17 protein-coding genes are annotated in these 15,005 nt (G+C 68.9%); 7 read left to right on the top strand and 10 right to left on the bottom strand.

Annotation, left to right across the window (positions count from 1 at the left end):
- Nucleotides 1–19: 19 nt before the first annotated feature.
- On the top strand, nucleotides 20–1,375 hold the full coding sequence (locus CEX87_RS14535; RefSeq protein WP_068200577.1) for a hypothetical protein: 1,356 nt from the start codon (nucleotides 20–22) through the stop codon (nucleotides 1,373–1,375).
- A 180-nt stretch (nucleotides 1,376–1,555) separates the two neighbouring features.
- Here the strand turns inward: CEX87_RS14535 and CEX87_RS14530 are convergent, their stop codons facing one another.
- Genes CEX87_RS14530 through CEX87_RS14520 form a run of 3 tightly spaced genes read right to left on the bottom strand, consistent with a single transcriptional unit; the run spans nucleotide 1,556 to nucleotide 3,500 of the window.
- On the bottom strand, nucleotides 1,556–2,185 hold the full coding sequence (locus tag CEX87_RS14530; protein ID WP_064419886.1) for a methyltransferase domain-containing protein: 630 nt from the start codon (nucleotides 2,183–2,185) through the stop codon (nucleotides 1,556–1,558).
- A complete protein-coding gene (locus CEX87_RS14525; protein WP_068200575.1) occupies nucleotides 2,185–2,847 on the bottom strand; it encodes a TIGR04282 family arsenosugar biosynthesis glycosyltransferase in 663 nt (220 codons plus the stop codon). The genes CEX87_RS14530 and CEX87_RS14525 overlap by 1 nt, the downstream gene beginning before the upstream one ends.
- Nucleotides 2,844–3,500, bottom strand: coding sequence for a glycosyltransferase family 2 protein (locus CEX87_RS14520; protein ID WP_064419888.1), 657 nt, complete (start codon nucleotides 3,498–3,500; stop codon nucleotides 2,844–2,846). Before CEX87_RS14520 ends, CEX87_RS14525 begins: the two co-directional genes overlap by 4 nt.
- 103 nt (nucleotides 3,501–3,603) lie before the next feature.
- Here CEX87_RS14520 and CEX87_RS14515 point away from each other — a divergent pair, with 103 nt between their 5' ends.
- The 3 genes from CEX87_RS14515 (at nucleotide 3,604) to CEX87_RS14505 (ending at nucleotide 5,908) form a co-directional block, all read left to right on the top strand.
- Nucleotides 3,604–4,305: a response regulator transcription factor gene (locus CEX87_RS14515; RefSeq protein ID WP_064419889.1), complete on the top strand. Its 702-nt coding sequence runs from the start codon at nucleotides 3,604–3,606 to the stop codon at nucleotides 4,303–4,305.
- Entirely contained in the window at nucleotides 4,305–5,327 is a 1,023-nt protein-coding gene (locus tag CEX87_RS14510; protein WP_064399649.1) for a sensor histidine kinase, read from the top strand. Before CEX87_RS14515 ends, CEX87_RS14510 begins: the two co-directional genes overlap by 1 nt.
- Before the next feature lie 128 nt (nucleotides 5,328–5,455).
- Nucleotides 5,456–5,908: a nitroreductase family deazaflavin-dependent oxidoreductase gene (locus CEX87_RS14505; RefSeq protein ID WP_068200573.1), complete on the top strand. Its 453-nt coding sequence runs from the start codon at nucleotides 5,456–5,458 to the stop codon at nucleotides 5,906–5,908.
- Nucleotides 5,909–5,961: 53 nt separating this feature from the next.
- Here the strand turns inward: CEX87_RS14505 and CEX87_RS14500 are convergent, their stop codons facing one another.
- From CEX87_RS14500 to CEX87_RS14480, 5 genes are read right to left on the bottom strand one after another with little or no spacing between them, the layout of a single operon-like run.
- Entirely contained in the window at nucleotides 5,962–7,089 is a 1,128-nt protein-coding gene (locus tag CEX87_RS14500; protein WP_066810725.1) for an NAD(P)H-dependent flavin oxidoreductase, read from the bottom strand.
- 23 nt (nucleotides 7,090–7,112) lie between these two features.
- Complete coding sequence (locus CEX87_RS14495; protein ID WP_094287841.1) at nucleotides 7,113–7,919, bottom strand: alpha/beta hydrolase; 807 nt, start codon at nucleotides 7,917–7,919, stop codon at nucleotides 7,113–7,115.
- A complete protein-coding gene (locus CEX87_RS14490) occupies nucleotides 7,919–8,950 on the bottom strand; it encodes an NAD-dependent epimerase/dehydratase family protein (protein WP_064399653.1) in 1,032 nt (343 codons plus the stop codon). The genes CEX87_RS14495 and CEX87_RS14490 overlap by 1 nt, the downstream gene beginning before the upstream one ends.
- Nucleotides 8,947–9,732 (bottom strand): S-methyl-5'-thioadenosine phosphorylase, encoded by a 786-nt coding sequence (locus CEX87_RS14485; protein ID WP_094287839.1) that lies wholly within the window; start codon nucleotides 9,730–9,732, stop codon nucleotides 8,947–8,949. The genes CEX87_RS14490 and CEX87_RS14485 overlap by 4 nt, the downstream gene beginning before the upstream one ends.
- 2 nt (nucleotides 9,733–9,734) lie before the next feature.
- Nucleotides 9,735–9,959 (bottom strand): hypothetical protein, encoded by a 225-nt coding sequence (locus tag CEX87_RS14480; RefSeq protein WP_064399655.1) that lies wholly within the window; start codon nucleotides 9,957–9,959, stop codon nucleotides 9,735–9,737.
- A gap of 44 nt (nucleotides 9,960–10,003) precedes the next feature.
- Between CEX87_RS14480 and CEX87_RS14475 the strand changes: the two genes are divergently transcribed.
- Nucleotides 10,004–10,873, top strand: coding sequence for a 1,4-dihydroxy-2-naphthoate polyprenyltransferase (locus CEX87_RS14475; RefSeq protein WP_064427086.1), 870 nt, complete (start codon nucleotides 10,004–10,006; stop codon nucleotides 10,871–10,873).
- A gap of 82 nt (nucleotides 10,874–10,955) precedes the next feature.
- Here the strand turns inward: CEX87_RS14475 and CEX87_RS14470 are convergent, their stop codons facing one another.
- Nucleotides 10,956–12,053, bottom strand: a complete 1,098-nt coding sequence (locus CEX87_RS14470; RefSeq protein ID WP_064427087.1) for a DUF1214 domain-containing protein — start codon at nucleotides 12,051–12,053, stop codon at nucleotides 10,956–10,958.
- On the bottom strand, nucleotides 12,050–12,625 hold the full coding sequence (locus CEX87_RS14465) for a TetR/AcrR family transcriptional regulator (protein ID WP_064419898.1): 576 nt from the start codon (nucleotides 12,623–12,625) through the stop codon (nucleotides 12,050–12,052). Before CEX87_RS14465 ends, CEX87_RS14470 begins: the two co-directional genes overlap by 4 nt.
- Before the next feature lie 115 nt (nucleotides 12,626–12,740).
- Between CEX87_RS14465 and CEX87_RS14460 the strand changes: the two genes are divergently transcribed.
- Both CEX87_RS14460 and CEX87_RS14455 read left to right on the top strand, forming a co-directional pair.
- Entirely contained in the window at nucleotides 12,741–13,904 is a 1,164-nt protein-coding gene (locus tag CEX87_RS14460) for a sulfotransferase family protein (RefSeq protein WP_094287865.1), read from the top strand.
- Nucleotides 13,905–14,001: 97 nt separating this feature from the next.
- On the top strand, nucleotides 14,002–15,003 hold the full coding sequence (locus CEX87_RS14455) for an AAA family ATPase (RefSeq protein WP_064425323.1): 1,002 nt from the start codon (nucleotides 14,002–14,004) through the stop codon (nucleotides 15,001–15,003).
- Nucleotides 15,004–15,005 lie beyond the last annotated feature (2 nt).

Below are 15,005 nucleotides of genomic sequence, written 5' to 3'. Positions count from 1 at the left end.
CGGCGAATAGGGTGATGGAATGCCGACCAGTCGCAAGGAAATCGTGGCGGTCGCCGTCGGTGTGTTGCTGGTGGTCGCCGCGTTCGTGGTGCCGCATCTCGACCTGGGGATCGTCACGCCACTGATCAACGCGACGCCAGGGCGCCTACGCCAGTTCGCCGACACCGCGCCGATCTTCGGATGGTGGAACGCACACGTCGGGTGGGGCACGGTCCCCGCGGTCGTGATCGGCGCCGCGGTGGTGTGGTGGGGGCCGAAGGCCGCGCAACGGATGTCGTGGCGTGCGTTGCCGTGGGCGACATGGGTGACGGCGTGCGGATGGGCGTTCTCGCTGGCCATGATCGACGGTTGGCAGCGTGGTTTCGCCGGCAGGCTGGTCGCTCGCCACGAGTATCTGCGTCAGGTTCCCACCGTCACTGACATACCCCATGCGCTGCGCACATTCTCCGACAGAATCCTTGATTACCAACCGGATTCGTGGATCACCCATGTGTCGGGCCATCCCCCTGGGGCGCTGCTCAGCTTCGTCTGGCTTGACCGCATCGGCCTCGGTGGCGGCGCGTGGGCCGGCCTGCTGTGCCTGCTGGTGGGGTCCAGCGCCGCAGCCGCCATCCTCGTCGCGGTGCGCGCACTGTCGGGGGAAGCGACCGCGCGGCTGGCTGCCCCGTTCGTCGCCGTTGCGCCCACAGCGATCTGGATCGCGGTGTCGGCCGACGGCTACTTCGCGGGAGTCGCGGCGTGGGGTATCGCGCTGCTGGCGATCGCCGTCGGGGGCACCGCGAGATGGCCCGTCCTCGCTGCGGCAGGAGCCGGTCTGCTGCTGGGCTGGGGCGTGTTCCTCAACTACGGCCTGGTTCTGATGGCCTTACCCGCGCTCGCGGTGCTGATGTGCGCGACCGACTGGCGGGCCGCGGCCCGTGCCGCGGTTCCGGCGGTCGGGGTCGTCCTCGCCGTGGTGGCGGCCTTCGCGGTGATGGGGTTCTGGTGGTTCGACGGCTATCAGCTGGTGCAGGAACGCTATTGGCAGGGCATCGCCAACGACCGGCCGTTCCAGTACTGGGGGTGGGCGAACTTCGCCTCCGTCGTGTGCGCGATCGGCCTCGGCAGTGTGGCCGGTCTCGGCAGGGTGTTCGACATCGCGGCGATCCGGCGTCGGCCCGGCCTGCCCATGCTTCTTCTCGGCGCGCTGCTGGCGATCCTGTTCGCCGACCTGTCGATGCTGAGCAAGGCCGAGACCGAACGCATCTGGCTGCCGTTCACCGTCTGGCTGACCGCCGCCGGCGCACTGCTACCGCCGCGGTCACACCGCTGGTGGCTCGGCGTCAACGTGGTGGGCGCCCTGCTGCTCAACCACTTCATTCTGACGAATTGGTAACGGACGCTGGTCGCCACGCACATCCGTAGGACATTGCCGGGACCCTGGAACCGTGCAACCCGGCGCCGCCCGGGTGCAGCGGGTTATCCGCTGGCGTAGCCCGGCTGGTCGCTCTTGAACGTCCACGATGTTCGGGGTCGGCGCCGTCGTCTATGCCGTACGGCTGGCGACGGCCAGGAACTAAGCCAGCGTCAGGCTGGCGACCACCCGCTTGCCGATCGGATGGACGCGGGTTAACGCCAGGCCCGCGGTCTCGGCGACCTCGGCGGCGCAGTCGATGCCCACCGACGCCCACGGAAACCACGGGCCGACGACACGCGACGACTCGAGCCGGACCCAGCGGTTGCGCACACCCTGTGTCAGAGCCTCGAACTCGGCGATGCATCGACCGCCTCGGCGCAACAACTCCGCTGCCCTGTGCAGCATCCGGAACGGGTCGCCGCCGAGGCCCACGTTGCCGTCGGCCAGCAGCACGGTCTGCCACCGCCCGGTCGCGGGCAGCTGCCCGAACACGTCGCGGCGCAGGACGGGCGCGCCGTTGCGTCGCGCGAGCCCGACCGCGGTCGCGGACTGGTCGACACCGAGCGCAGGTATGCCCCGGCGGATCAGCTCTATCACCAATCGTCCTGGGCCGCAGCCCAAGTCGATCGTCGGCCCTTCGCACAGCCCGACGACGGCGCGGTCGAAGCGGCAATCGGCGTGCACGCCTCCGATCCAACGATGCACGGGAAGGGCACGTACCTCACCGTCGTCGCTTCGGATCCAGCACTGCTCACCGTCGAGCGCGCAGTCGTAGAGGTTGCCCAGCATCAGGCGAGCACCGACTCGGCGGCCAGAACGAACCGGCTGTCCGGCGCGCATCGCCGGCGCACCGCGTCGATGTCGGCGATGGTGTCGAAATCGGCGAGCTCGTCGAGCAGACCGACGTCTATGCCATTGCCGCGCAACGCCTCCAGAGTCAAAGCGCCGGTGTCGGACCGCGACATCGGCACGCTCTGCAGGCATTCGGCCATGGACGGGTGCGAGACACCCAACACCCACCACCCGCCGTCGGTAGCGGGTCCCAGGACCGCGTCGCTTCCGATCAGCGCTTGGCCGCATTCGGCGAGTAGCCCGGCGGTGACCTGTGGGGTGTCCATGCCGATCTGCAGTACCGGGTCGCCGGCAAAAGCGTCCGCGTGCGCGTTGGCCAGTCGCTGGGCGAAGTCCGCGCCACGTTGAGGTATCACCGTGAATCCCGCTAAACTGCAGGCTATTTCGTCACCTCGGCTCGCCTGCCTGAGATCGCCGGTCATCGCGACGACCCTGCGTCCGACCGGCGCGGCGGTGACGGCATCGAGGGTGTCGAGCAGCGCGGCGGCGGCGAGGTCGGCCGCGGCGGCGTCGCCGATCGTCGCCGCGAGCCGGGTCTTCGCCAGCCCCGCCACCGGCGCCTTCGCCACCACCAACACCGTCACCGCCAGCACCGTCACGAGATCACACGCCAGAAGTCGAAGGCGGCCACAGCGCTGCCGCGCACCGATCCGCTGACCTTGGACTTGCCGCCGGTGCGCGCGCGGTAGTCGACATCGCGCTCGACGACGCGCCACCCGGCGGCCGCCGCCCGAACCAGCATTTCGAGGGGGTACCCGGAGCGGCGGTCGCTGACGCCGAGAGCGAGCAGGGCGTCGCGGCGGGTGACCCGCATCGGGGCGATGTCGTGTACCGCCAGGCCGTGGCGCTGCCGTAGCCGCCAGCACACCGCCGCGGTGCCGAGGCGGGCATGCCACGGCCACTTCAGCCCCGGCACCGGCCGGCGCCGCCCGATCGCCATGTCGGCCCCGTGGTGGAGGTCGTCGACCAGAGCGGGCAGGTCACGGGGATCCAGCGAACCGTCGGCGTCCAACACCGCCACGATGGGCGTCGTCGCCGCTACCACCCCGGCGTGCACTGCGGCGCCGTAACCGGGCCGCTTCTCAGGTACCACCTGCGCTCCATGCTCCCGGGCGACGTCCGCGGTCGCATCGGTGCTGTTGTTGTCGACCACCAGCGGCCGATATCCGTCCGGGATTGCCGCAAGCACGCCCGGCAGCGACTGCGCCTCGTTGAGACACGGCAGCACCACGGTCACCGAACAGTCGGGCATGGGTTCGAGGCTAACCAGCCCCTGACCGCGCCGACCAGTGGATCAATGACGGATCCGTGACATCGGCGCAGGTAGTCGCCGCACGGGACTACTCTCGGAAACTGTGACGCGGGTATTGATCGCCGACGACGACAGCGTCGTGCGTGATGTCGTGCGTCGCTACCTCGAGCGCGACGGGCTCGACGTCGCAATCGCCCACGACGGAGCCGAGGCCCTGCGGCTGCTCGGCTCCCAGCACATCGATGTCGCGGTGCTTGACGTGATGATGCCGGGCCCGGACGGGCTGACGCTGTGCCGCAACTTGCGCCAGCGCGGCGGATACACGATGCCGGTGATCCTGCTGACCGCGCTCGGCGAGGAGGACGACCGCATCGCGGGCCTGGAGGCCGGCGCCGACGACTACCTGACCAAACCGTTCAGCCCGCGCGAACTGGCGCTGCGGGTGCGCTCGGTGCTGCGGCGCGCGCCCGCACCGACGGGCCGGCGGGCGTTGGACATCGCGGTCGGCGGCCTGACCGTGTCGACGGCCGCGCGCACCGTGACCGTCGCCGGGCAGCCGGTGTCACTGACCAACCGCGAGTTCGACCTGCTGCTGTTCTTCCTCACCCACACCGACGTCGTGTTCAGCCGCGAGGAACTGTTGAAACAGGTGTGGCACTGGGATTTCGGCGACCTGTCGACGGTGACCGTGCACGTCAAGCGGTTGCGGTCGAAGCTCGGTGAGCACCACAGGGTGCATACGGTGTGGGGCCGAGGCTATCTGTGGAGCAGCGAGGCCCGCTCGCCGGAAGGGCAGAGCGCCTAGTGCCGTCCGACCTCTGGGACATCATCGGGTTGGCGCTGGCATGTTCGGTTCCCGTGGTGCTCGCGGGCGCACTGGTCATTCGCCTGGCCCGGTCGTGGTCGCTGGCGGTGAGCATGGTGGCGCTGGTGCTCATCCCGGTGTTGGCGACGTTCACCGGTGTGCTCGGCGCAAGCCGCTTCATGATCACCGAAACCTTCGAGAAGACCGCGATCGTCCTGGTGATCGTCTCGGTGGTGACGATCCCCGCCGCGGTGATGCTCGCGCGCTATCAGGCCCGTCGCACCGTGTGGGAGCAGGAGATCCGCGAGTCCGAACGGGCCGCCGAGCAGTCGCGCCGCAGGCTGGTCGCGTTCGTCAGCCACGATCTGCGGACCCCGCTGGCCGGGATACGGGCGGTGTCCGAGGCGATCGCCGACGGCGTGGTGCCCGACGCCGAGGTCCGTGTACACGCCAAAACCATTGAGCAAGAGTCGGTTCGGCTCTCCGAGATGGTCGACGACCTGTTCGAGATGTCGAAAATCAACGCGGGTGCGGTCCAACCGGTGTTCGACAAGGTGGCGCTCGACGAGGTGGTCGACGATGTGCTCACCGCACACCGGATCACCGCCGAGCGCGCGGGAGTGGCGTTGACGGCCGAACTGCCGGAGGCGCCGGTGCGGGTGCTGGGCAGCGACCGCGCGTTGGTGCGTGTGCTGTCCAACTTGGTGGCCAATGCGATCGCCCACACCCCGGAGGGGGGCCGGGTGTCGCTGTCGCTGGGCTCGGACGAGAACGGTGCGTGGGCGCGCGTCGACGACACCGGCGTCGGCATCGACGAGGCCGACCTCCCGCGGGTTTTCGACGTCGCCTATCGCGGGTCCAACGATCGCGTGCCGCGTGCCGATTCGTCGCTGCCCAGTGGGTCGGGGCTGGGGCTCGCGATCGCCGCGGGCCTGGTGCAGGCCCATCGCGGGACGTTTTCCGCCCGCAACCTGGGCACGGGCGCACGCTTCGAGGTGCGGCTGCCGCTGGCGACGGACTGATTTACACCGTCGCTGGTCGTTGAGCGGCGCGTTCGACGACCGTGGCTTCTCGCTCGACCGCTTGGGGCCTTGTTCTTGAGTGATCACTCAAGTAAAGTCGTTGACCTCATCCCCCGAGGAGGTTCGCGATGACTACACGAAGTGCCGACAAGGCGGTGCGCAAGTTCAAGTTCGAGCGGCAGCTGGGACGCGTCCTGATGAACCCCGTGGTCGCCGCGCTCGACCGCGTGGGTATCCGGTCGTCGCTTGTGGTCGACCTCGAGACGATCGGACGCAAGAGCGGGCAGCCGCGGCTCGTACCGCTGGCCGGCCGCTCCGACGACACCGGCGTATGGGTGATCTCGCAACACGGTCGCCGCGCGGGCTGGGCCTACAACATCGCGTCGAACCCCAGGGTGCGCGTCCGCATCAACGGCGAATGGCGCACGGGCACCGCGACGTTCGAGCCCGACGACGACGTGCGCGCCCGCGCCCGCACCTTCGGCGGCGCGGGCAGGCTCGGCCAGTCGGCAACCGCGTTGACGATGCGGGCTATGGAAAGCGACCCGATCTCGGTGCGGATCACCTTCGATGCTCGGTGATTTCGGTGCATTATCGATCGCTCTGCGATACGTAGCGCACCGAAATCACCCCACTAGTCGGGTAGCGAGTTGCTCAGCCGTTCGGTCGCGGCGACGTAGTCCTCGATGAACTCACGCACCACCTCGCGCGCCGGTTTGACCTTGTTCATCAGCCCGACACCCTGTCCGACGAAGTACGTCGCCAGCGCCTGGGCGCCGGGATGCCCCTGCGCGGCCAGCACATCGATGCGACGCACGACGGGCTCGGCGAGCATCGACTGCAGAGGAAGCGGCAGCGGCTTCTGGCCGCCTTCGTTCGGCAACCACGCCTGGGTCCAATCCGAAACCAGTTGGCGCGCAGGCTTTCCTGTCCTGCCCGCCGAACGGACGGTGTCGCGTGACGAGGCGGCGAGGAACTTCTCCTTGGTGTAGGGCGCGGTCTCGGCCTCTTCGGTCGTCAGCCAGACCGAACCGGTCCAGGCGCCGGCCGCGCCCATCGCCACCGTCGCGGCCATCTGCCTGCCCGTGACGATTCCCCCCGCGGCGAGCACCGGGATGTCGCTGCCGATCGCCGCCAGCGCCTCCAACACCTCGGGCACCAGCACCAGCGTCGTCACCTCACCGCAGTGCCCGCCGGCCTCGGTGCCCTGTGCGACGATCACATCGACGCCGGCATGCGCCTGCTTGACGGCGTGCTCCTTGGCACCGACCAGCGCGGCCACCGGCACGCCGTTCTCCTTGCCGGCCTTGATCATGTAGTCAGGCGGGACGCCCAGCGCGTTGGCGATCAACCGGATGGGGTGGTTCATCGCCACGTCCAGCAGGTCTTTGCCCGTGTTGCCCGAGAGGGCGGCGTTGCCGAACCGCGGCGCCTCCTCGGCCTCGATGTCGTGTGCGGCCAGCAGCTCGGTGACGAAGCCGCGGTATTCGTCGGGGATCCGGCCCGCGAGGTCGCTCATCGTCAGATCCTCGCCCTTGCCCTCGTAGCGGGCCGGGACGATCAGGTCGACGCCGTACGGCTTGCCCCCGACGTGGTCGTCGATCCAGGACAGCTCCTGGTCGAGCTGCTCGGGTGTGTACGCCGTTCCGCCCAGCACGCCGAAGCCGCCCGCGCTGGACACCGCGGCCACCACGTCGCGGCAGTGGCTGAACGCGAACAACGGGAAGTCGATGCCGAACTGCTCACAAATCGCTGGTTTCACCCGGCCAGTATGGCTACCCCGGGTCACCCCCGAGACAGGAGCCGCCGGATCGCGTCGAGCATCTGCTTGCCGGCGAGCAGCTCGAGGTCGTTGTGCCCGGCGCCGGGCACCAGCTCGTAGCTCTTCGGCTCGTTGGCGGCGTCGTAAAGCCGTCGGCTCATCGGCTCGGGCACGACGTCGTCGCGGTCCCCCGCGATCACCAGTAGCGGCGCGCGCACCGACGGGATCCGCTCCAGCGACGGGTAGCGATCCAGCAGCAGCCACCGCACCGGCAGCCACGGATAGTGCACCGCCCCGACGTCGGGTAGCGAGGTGAACGGTGAACGCAGCATCAACGCATGCGGCGGTCGCTCGACGGAAAGACCGACAGCGACTGCGGCGCCGAGAGATTCGCCGAAGTAGGCGATCTCGTTCACCCCGTCCTGTGCGGCCAGCCACGACTGCGCGGCCCGCGCGTCGGCGGCCAGACCGTCCTCCGACGGGCGGCCCGGATTGCCCCCGAAACCGCGGTAATCCACCAGCAGCGCCGAGGAGCCCATCCGGTTGAGCGCCACGGCCAGCGGCGCGCGCATCGACCGGTCCCCGCCGTTGCCCGGCAGTACCAGCACGGCGGGACCGTCCCCCTCAACCGGGAAATACCATGCGTCCAAACGGATTCCGTCGTCGGTTTCGATCACCACGTCTTGTCCGTTGCGCGCCACCGTGGCGGCGGACGGCACGGGACCCGGCGACGGGAAGTAGACCAACCGCCGCTGCTGAGACCACAGCAGACCCATCAGACCGGACGCCACGAGCGTGACGATAACGACAACGCGGACGGTGCGGTGCATCAGGTCCGCAACGGCGCGAACGCGAACTCGCGCAACCCGTCGAGCGGGTCCACCGCCGCGGAGAACCTGAGCACCTCGGCGGCGCGCGCCGGGTCGGCGACGATATGGCGGACGTCTCCGCTGCGGTACTGGCCGGTGACCACCGGCGGAGCGTCGCCACGCGTCTCGCACAGTGCGGTCGCCACCTCGAGGATCGAGATCGGTCGTCCCGAGCACACGTTGAACGCGTCGAATCCTCCCCGCTCAAATTCCACAGCCGCGACGTTGGCCGCCGCCACGTCGTCGACGTGCACGAAGTCACGCATCTGCCCACCGTCCTCGAAAACACGTGGCACATCGCCGGATTCGAGCTCGGAGCGGAAGATCGCGGCCACGCCGGAATACGGGGTGTCGCGGGGCATGTAAGGGCCGTAGACGTTGTGGTAGCGCAGCGCGGTAACCGCGCCGCCGACGGCCTCCGCCCACGCGAGCGCGTAGTGCTCCTGCGCCGTTTTGCTGGCGGCGTACAGGCTGCGGGGCCGCAGCGGCGCGTCCTCGGCCACCAGTCGCCACTGGACGATCTCGCCGCACACAGGGCACCGGTGCTCGAACACGCCGGCGTCGAGGTCGGCGCGCGTGCGCGGATGGGGGTCGACCGGTCCATGCTCGGCGCAGTCGTAACGGCCCTGCCCATAGACCACCATCGACGACGCCAGCACCAGTCGTTGGCAGCCCGCCGCGAACATCTCGGCCAGCACCACCGTCGTCCCGTAGTCGTTGTGCGAGCCGTACGAGGGCGCGTCGGCGGCGTTGACACCCGCACCGACCACGGCCGCCTGATGGCACACCACCTCGACGCCCTTCATCAGCGGCGCCAGCGCGGACGCGTCGCGCACGTCGACCATCCGGCAGTCCGGCGGCGGTTCGGCACCCGGCCCGTGGGCGGCGGGGAGCATCGCATCGACGGCGATCACGTCGTGTCCCGCGTCGCGTAGCGCCTCGTGGATCCGGGCCCCGATGAATCCGGCCGCGCCGGTCAGCACGACTCTCACGGGAGTTCGAACGGCAGTCGGACACCCTCGTGCGCCAGGCAGTGCGTACAGGAATTCACCTCGGCCGTGTTTGCAGTGTTTTCGATGGCGTCGTGCACGAGCTTCTTGAACGGCACCAGGTTGCGTTGGAACTCGGCGAACACGTCGACAGTGCGCACGGCCGTACCGCTGTCGATGCCGGCATCCAGATCAGTCACCAATGCGATTGGTGCGTAACACATCTCGAGTTCACGAGCCAACACCGCCTCGGGGTAGCCGGTCATGTTGACCAGGGTGAAGCCCTGGTTGGCGAACCACCGACTCTCGGCGCGGGTGGAGAACCGCGGCCCCTGCACCACCACCATGGTTCCGCCGTCGACGACGCCGGGCAGGTCGGTGGCCGCCGCGCGCAGGCTCGGGCAGTACGGGTCGGCGAACGCGACGTGGATGCCGCCGGAGTCGAAGTAGGTGTCGACGCGCCCGCGGGTGCGATCGACGAGCTGGTCGGGCACCACCATGGCCCCGGGCCCGAGGGCGGGGGTGAGGCTGCCGACCGCGCACGGCGCGAAAATGCGTCGCACCCCGAGGGAGCGCAGCGCCCACATATTGGCCCGGTACGGCACCGTGTGCGGGGAGAACTCGTGGTCGGCGCCGTGGCGCGGCAGGAACGCCACCTCGTGCGCGCCCACGGCGCCCATGGTGATCGCGGCGCTCGGCGCGCCGTAGGGGGTGTCGACGGTGACGCTGCGGGCGTCGGGCCCGAAGAAGCTGTAGAAACCGCTCCCGCCGATGACTCCCAGCACGTCTACGCGGGCGGTTGGTCGTCGGTCTCGTCGACCTGTTGCGACGCGCGCCGCACGGTGTCACGGATCTCGAACGCGTCGGTCGCGAAACCGCCGATCGCATTGGCGACGTCCTTGACCGCGGTGGTGACGATCGACACCACCTCGCCGACGGTCGATACGCCGGAGTCGAAGATCTCCTGCACGGCGTCCTTGCGGATCTCCGCCTTGCTGAGTCGGTCCTCCATGCGCTCAGTCTGCCACGGCCTGCCGCCGTGCGAGACTGGCGCTCGTGGCGACATTCGCGCAATGGGTCGAGGGCGCTCGGCCGCGCACGCTGCCCAACGCGATCGCACCCGTGATCGCGGGCACCGGTGCCGCGGCGTGGCTGCAGGCCGCGTGCTGGTGGAAGGCGCTGCTCGCATTGGCGGTCGCCGTCGCGATGATCGTCGGGGTCAACTACGCCAACGACTACTCCGACGGCATCCGCGGCACCGACGACGTCCGCGCGGGGCCGCTGCGGCTGGTCGGCTCGAAGGTCGCCACGCCTCGCGCCGTGCTGACCGCCGCGGTGGTGAGCCTGGTCATGGCGGCGATCGCGGGTCTGGTGCTGGCGGTGGTGAGCGCCCCGTGGCTGATCGCGGTCGGCGCGGTGTGCATCGCCGGGGCGTGGTTGTACACCGGCGGGTCGAAGCCGTACGGCTATCTCGGACTCGGCGAGGTCGCGGTGTTCGTGTTCTTCGGGTTGGTGGCCGTGTTGGGCACCCAGTACACCCAGGCGCTGCGGATCGACTGGGTGGGCGCCGCGATCGCGGTGGCGATGGGGTCTCTGTCGTCGGCGGTGTTGGTGGCCAACAACCTGCGCGACATCCCGACCGACACGGAGTCAGGGAAGATCACGCTGGCCGTACGACTCGGCGACGCGCGGACCCGGCTGCTGTATCAGCTGCTGCTGGTGGTGGCATTCGCGTTGACGTTGGCGCTGATGCTTGCGACGGCGTGGGCGGCTGTCGCCCTGGTGGCCCTGCCGCTCGCGGTGCGCGCGGCGGCACCGGTGCGTCGAGGCCGTGGCGGTAAGGACCTGATCCCGGTTCTGCGTGACACGGGGTTGACGATGCTGGTGTGGGCGGTCGCTGTGGCGCTTGCGCTGGCGCTCGGGTGATCTCACGCCGCGCGAGCGTGCGTGAAATGTCGGGATTTCGCGACGTGTCGTGTGCCAACACGCACGCTCGCGCTGAAGTTGACTAGGTGACGTCGGTCGGGGCGTCGGTCACCTTCACCAGCGTCACCTCCGGCTTGGCGGGTACCGCATCGGCGAGGAACCACCGGAACGCCAGGTTGCCGCGCGGATAGTCCACGGTGGTAATGGAATTCGGGTGCGCGGTCATACCGCGGGAGATGACGGCGGTGATTGAACCGTCGGAGTTGGGCACCGCGCTGTAACCGTTGATCGACGTCCTGGCGTCGGTCACACCCGCCATGAACTGGTTCCACACGACGAGGTTCCAGAACCGGCAAGCCGGCGGCCGGTGGGTGACGACGAGCGCCTCGTCGTCTTCGAGCACGAAGCTGCCGTAGGAGTAGCACGCGTCGCGTGCCGACCACCCGAAGTTCGCGTCGGGCACCTGGTATGGCTCGGCGAATTCGTTTGCGGCCTGGGCGATCTCGTGACCGAGCGTGTGGGCGTCGTCGACTCGCACACCGACCGCCAGCGGCAGGATCGCGAACATCGTGCGCAGCCACGCCGCGCTGGACCGCAGCGCCGCTGCGGTCTCGGCGTCGCCGTGCCGGATCGGGTCGGGCTCGTCGAGCGCCTCGATATGCCAGGACACTGGGCGCCCCGTCAGCGGGTCGGCCTGGTAGTCGCGGGTCACCAGCACCACACCGCCGTCGGTCGGGCCGTATTCGAAGGAGAAGTTGCCGTCGGCATCAAACTCGAGGTCGTCGTCGCGGACCAGCGCGACGATCCGATCCGACCACGCGCCGGGGGACGGCTCGTTGTAGGCGGTCACCGAAAAGTAGACGCTGTCGCCCCTGTTACCGCTGATGCGGTAGCGGCGCTTCGGGTCGACCGGGCACATGAAGTAGAAGGCGTCGGTGTTGTCCCCGCCCCAGCGCCGGTCGCGACGGAACGGGGTGTTGAGTTCGACCCACACGGGCCGGCTCGGCTCGGCGAAGAGATATGTGTCGAACGCGACGCCGAGCGTGGTGGCCAGCATGCGGTAGCCGTCGGCAATGTGACGGTCGTCGGAGACGGCGCGGTCCCCTTCGAGGAAGCTGCGGTCCAGGCCGCCGAGGGTGTCGAGCAGTTCTCGCCACGCGCTCGTCGATTCGTGCGTCATGCGCTGATTCCTCTCGTGATGAAAGTGGCGGTCCGGTCCACCCACGCGTCGTCGAGTCGATCTGCTCGGGTGATCAGGCACAGAAACGTCATGCCCGCCATGGCCTCGACGACGTCGGCGGCCGACACCTCCGGCCGTACCTCGCCGCGGGCCGCGGCCGCGTCGAGCCGTTCGGTCAGCCCGCGCGAGAGCACGTGCGAGAAGCGCTGCAGCAGCGCGGCGTGCAGCGCGGGATCGGCGGCCATCTCCGCGACCAGGCCCGGTAGTGCGGCGCGCGCGGCAGGGGTGGTCAGCACGCCGACGGTGCGGCTGAGCATCTCGCGGATGTCGCCGGCCAGCGACCCGGTGTCGGGGAGTTCGGTCGCCGTGCCGAGGGGAAACACCGCCTCGTGCACGAGATGGGCCTTTCCCGGCCAGCGGCGGTAAATGGCAGGCTTGCTCGTGCCCGCGCGACGGGCGATCGCGTCGACGGTGAGGTCCGCGTAACCGGTGGATCCGAGCAGGTCGACCGTCGCGCTGAGCACCGCGTCGTCGATGCGCTTGTCGCGGGGTCGGCCAATTTCCGTCGTCATTACGAAACCGACAGTAACATAACTCACTGTGACCGACATCTCACCTGCGCCGCCCGTCGTCCTCGACGACCTCGCCGAGCCGCGCTTCCCCGTGGAGATCCAGCCGATTCGCGACATGATGGCGGCGATGGCGCCCGAGTGTCCGCTCGACGCCGACGTCCTGCACGCAAAGGCCAGCGCGGAGACCGGGCTCGACGACTTCGGCCCCGACGATTACCGCGACCGCCTCGACGTGTATCTGGCTGCGTTGCAGGAGATTCCGGGACTGAGCGACGCCGGAGTGGTGAACTTCCACGCCCAGCTGGTCCAGTTGCTGAAGAACCGCCTGCTGCTCACCGACCTCCTGGCCAGCCATCCCGAGATCCACGACATCGAACTGGCGCCGCCGGTCGTCATCGCCGGGCTGCCACGCACCGGCACCACCCACCTGCACAACCTGCTGGCCGCGGGTCCGACCTTTCGCACCCTTCCGTACTTCGAGAGCAACGAACCGTTCCCGTTGCCCTCAGAGGCCGGTATCGACCCGGATCCCCGGCGCACCCGGATGGATGCCGCGGTGGAGTTCATGAACGCGGTGATGCCGCACTTCGCGCTCATGCACGAGATGACGACCGACCACGTGCACGAGGAGATCCAGCTGCTGGCCAACGACTTCAGCTCGATGCTGTTCGAGACGTTGGCGTATGTGCCGCGGTGGCGCGACTACTACCTCTCACATGACCAGACGCCCCACTACGAGCACCTGGCGCTGCAGTTGAAGGCGTTGCAGTTCCTGCGCGGGGGCAGACGGTGGCTGCTCAAATCCCCGCAGCACCTCGAGCAGCTGCCCGTGCTCGACCGGGTCTTTCCCGGTGTGGTGGTGATCACGACCCACCGCGATCCGGTCCCCGTCGTGCTGTCGATGCTCGCGATGCTGACCTACTCCGCGCGCATGCACTGCGCACCGGTTCCGGTCGAGGACATCGCCGCATGCTGGATCGACCGTCTCGAGCTGATGCTGGCCGCATTGATCCGCGATCGCGACGTCATTGGGGCCGAACGCTCGATCGACGTCAGGTTCGACGACTTCATGGCCGACGAAATGGGCACCGCAGCAGCGATTTACACGCTTGCCGACGAGGCGATGAGCGGGGACGCCCGCGCCGCCATGGCCGAGTACCTCGCGGGACACCAGCGGGGCCGGCTCGGGCGGGTGGCGACCTCGCCGGAGATGTTCGGACTCGACCCGAACGAATTGGCGGCCCGCTTCGCCCCGTACGTCGAACGCTTTTTGGCCTAGCCCTCGCGCGGATCGTCGCGGCTGTTCGCCCGATCAGCGGTGTGTGAATACCCTGGCCCGGGTATCCGCATCCGGCAGCCGGAGACGAGAGGCATCCATGACCGCAGCACGAACTCAACTCGACCAGCGCGATCTCGCCGAAGCGCGACGCGTCGTCGCCGCGGTCTCTGACGCATTCTCGGCCAAGGTCGTCGGCCAGGAGAACCTGCGCGAGTCGTTGCTGATCGGCCTGCTCGCGGGCGGTCACATCCTCATCGAGAGCGTTCCGGGGCTGGCCAAGACGACGGCTGCGCGCGTGATCGCCGAAGCCATCGACGGCGGGTTCCGACGCATCCAGTGCACGCCCGACCTGCTGCCCAGCGACATCATCGGCACCCAGATCTACGAGTCCGCGACCAATTCGTTCGTCACCCAGCTCGGGCCGGTGCACACCAACATCGTGCTGCTCGACGAGATCAACCGGTCGAGCGCCAAGACGCAGAGCGCGATGCTCGAGGCGATGGAGGAGCGTCAGACCACGATCGCGGGCACCGAGTATCCGATTCCCGAGCCGTTCCTGGTGATCGCGACGCAAAACCCCGTCGACCAGGAAGGCACCTATCCGCTGTCGGAAGCCCAGACTGACCGGTTCATGCTCAAGGACGTCGTGCACTACCCCACCCCCGAGCAAGAGGTGGAGATGATGTCCCGGATGGACGCTGGGCTCTACGACAAAGAGCACCGCAGCAGGCCGGTCGCCGGCCTCGACGACATCCGCCGGCTGCGCGCAGTCGTGCGCCACGTCCACATGGACCGCGCGCTGATGCACTACGCCAGCCAACTGGTCACCGTCACCCGTGAACCCGAGCAGTATCTTCCGCGCCAACTGGCCCGGTTGATCGAGTACGGCGCCAGCCCTCGCGCCACCATCGCGTTCTGCAATGCCGCCAGGGCGCTGGCCCTGCTGTCCGGCCGCGGGCATGTCATCCCCGGCGACATCGCCAAGCTCGCCCATCGGGTGCTGCGGCACCGGCTCATCCTCGGTTTCGAGGCCGCCAGCGCGAACGTCACCCCCGAGCTGATCATCGACGCTGTGCTGCAAGCGGTTCGAGTGCCGTAGGG

It is taken from the genome of Mycobacterium lehmannii, assembly GCF_002245535.1.
Taxonomy (GTDB): domain Bacteria; phylum Actinomycetota; class Actinomycetes; order Mycobacteriales; family Mycobacteriaceae; genus Mycobacterium; species Mycobacterium lehmannii.
Note: the sequence above shows the minus strand (reverse complement) of the source record. Positions and strands in the feature narration are given on the sequence as shown.

Coding starts and splice junctions, on each gene's coding strand:
- CEX87_RS14535 (WP_068200577.1), top strand. CDS start 20: ATGCCGACCAGTCGCAAGGAAATCGTGGCGGTCGCCGTCGGTGTGTTG.
- CEX87_RS14530 (WP_064419886.1), bottom strand. CDS start 2,185: ATGCTGGGCAACCTCTACGACTGCGCGCTCGACGGTGAGCAGTGCTGG.
- CEX87_RS14520 (WP_064419888.1), bottom strand. CDS start 3,500: ATGCCCGACTGTTCGGTGACCGTGGTGCTGCCGTGTCTCAACGAGGCG.
- CEX87_RS14505 (WP_068200573.1), top strand. CDS start 5,456: ATGACTACACGAAGTGCCGACAAGGCGGTGCGCAAGTTCAAGTTCGAG.
- CEX87_RS14495 (WP_094287841.1), bottom strand. CDS start 7,919: ATGCACCGCACCGTCCGCGTTGTCGTTATCGTCACGCTCGTGGCGTCC.
- CEX87_RS14480 (WP_064399655.1), bottom strand. CDS start 9,959: ATGGAGGACCGACTCAGCAAGGCGGAGATCCGCAAGGACGCCGTGCAG.
- CEX87_RS14470 (WP_064427087.1), bottom strand. CDS start 12,053: ATGACGCACGAATCGACGAGCGCGTGGCGAGAACTGCTCGACACCCTC.
- CEX87_RS14465 (WP_064419898.1), bottom strand. CDS start 12,625: ATGACGACGGAAATTGGCCGACCCCGCGACAAGCGCATCGACGACGCG.
- CEX87_RS14460 (WP_094287865.1), top strand. CDS start 12,741: ATGATGGCGGCGATGGCGCCCGAGTGTCCGCTCGACGCCGACGTCCTG.
- CEX87_RS14455 (WP_064425323.1), top strand. CDS start 14,002: ATGACCGCAGCACGAACTCAACTCGACCAGCGCGATCTCGCCGAAGCG.